The sequence below is a fragment of the Vibrio sp. 1069 genome (assembly GCF_033340555.1).
In genome coordinates this window covers 1-1,129 of record NZ_JAWOWP010000101.1, presented here as the reverse complement: position 1 = coordinate 1,129, position 1,129 = coordinate 1, and the positions used below count along the sequence as shown (strand labels likewise).

Annotated in this window: 2 protein-coding genes and 1 pseudogene; all 3 read left to right on the top strand. The window is 53.4% G+C overall.

The window, feature by feature from the left end; translation table 11 throughout:
• Window positions 1–440 (top strand): cation transporter (locus tag R7040_RS24715; protein WP_276434627.1); only part of this gene is annotated, 440 nt, incomplete at its 5' end.
• Window positions 441–443: 3 nt separating this feature from the next.
• On the top strand, window positions 444–956 hold the full coding sequence (gene lspA / locus R7040_RS24710) for a signal peptidase II (protein WP_193285851.1): 513 nt from the start codon (window positions 444–446) through the stop codon (window positions 954–956).
• Window positions 957–977: 21 nt separating this feature from the next.
• A pseudogene (locus R7040_RS24705) lies at window positions 978–1,129 on the top strand (ISL3 family transposase); the annotation flags it as partial.

Sequence of the window (1,129 nt, the reverse complement as noted above, 5' to 3'; positions counted from 1 at the left end):
CCCTGGACAATTTTGCTGATGCGGCAGTGTACGGACTCGCTCTTTATGCGGTTGGGCATAGCGTGAAAAGGCAGGTCCGTGTTGCGCACGTTGCTGGTGTGGTCCAACTGGTTTTGGCTGTTGGCGTACTCGTAGAGGTCGTGAGGCGCTTTGTATTCGGTAGTGAGCCTGAATCGCTGGTGATGATGGCTATCGCATTCGTCGCATTGATTGCCAATACCAGTTGTCTGCTGCTCATATCCAAACATCGGGAAGGCGGGGCGCACATGAAGGCAAGCTGGATATTCTCGGCCAACGACGTGGTGATCAACCTGGGGGTCATCACCGCCGGCGCCCTGGTCGCGTGGACCGGTTCCAATTATCCGGATCTGATTATCGGCACCATCGCGGGGGGCATTGTACTTAACGGTGCCAGACGCATTTTGGCGTTGAAGGGTTAAATAATGCTCATTATTGGCAAAAAGCTCTCGCCGCATGCCCTATTGTCCATATCGGGCCTGCTGGCAGCGTCTGATCAGGCTGTAAAGTGGCTGGTGCAGCAATCAATGGCCTATGGCGAGTATGTTTCGGTGACCCCGTTCTTTAACTGGGTGCACCTATGGAACACCGGTGCCGCATTCAGTCTTTTTGCGAATGGTGGAGGCTGGCAGCGCTACTTTTTTATCGGAATCGCGGTAGTGGTCTCGATTTTTCTGATCAAGCTGATCCTTGAAAATCGTCATAAAGGAGAAGCCATCGCTTACAGTCTTATCCTCGGTGGCGCCATGGGCAACCTGATTGACCGGGTCTTTCGCGGCTATGTTGTGGATTCCTTTGATTTCTATTGGCGAGACTGGCATTGGCCGGCCTTCAACCTGGCTGATATTGCAATTGTCCTCGGTGCCTTACTTTTCGTTTCCAGCAGCTTGTTGGGTAAAAAAGCAAACACCAATGCCGAGCCGGATGGATCTGACTGACACCTACGCCTATACAACACCATGACCGAACTTCCCGACAACATCCTTCACCTGCCGCAATACCAAGTACTGGGCTGCAAATCAACCGACGACGAAATGCACTTCCAGGTGGACGTGCCCGATCCCATCGCCTGCGAGGAATGCGGCGTGCAGGGTGAGTTCGTACGGTTCGG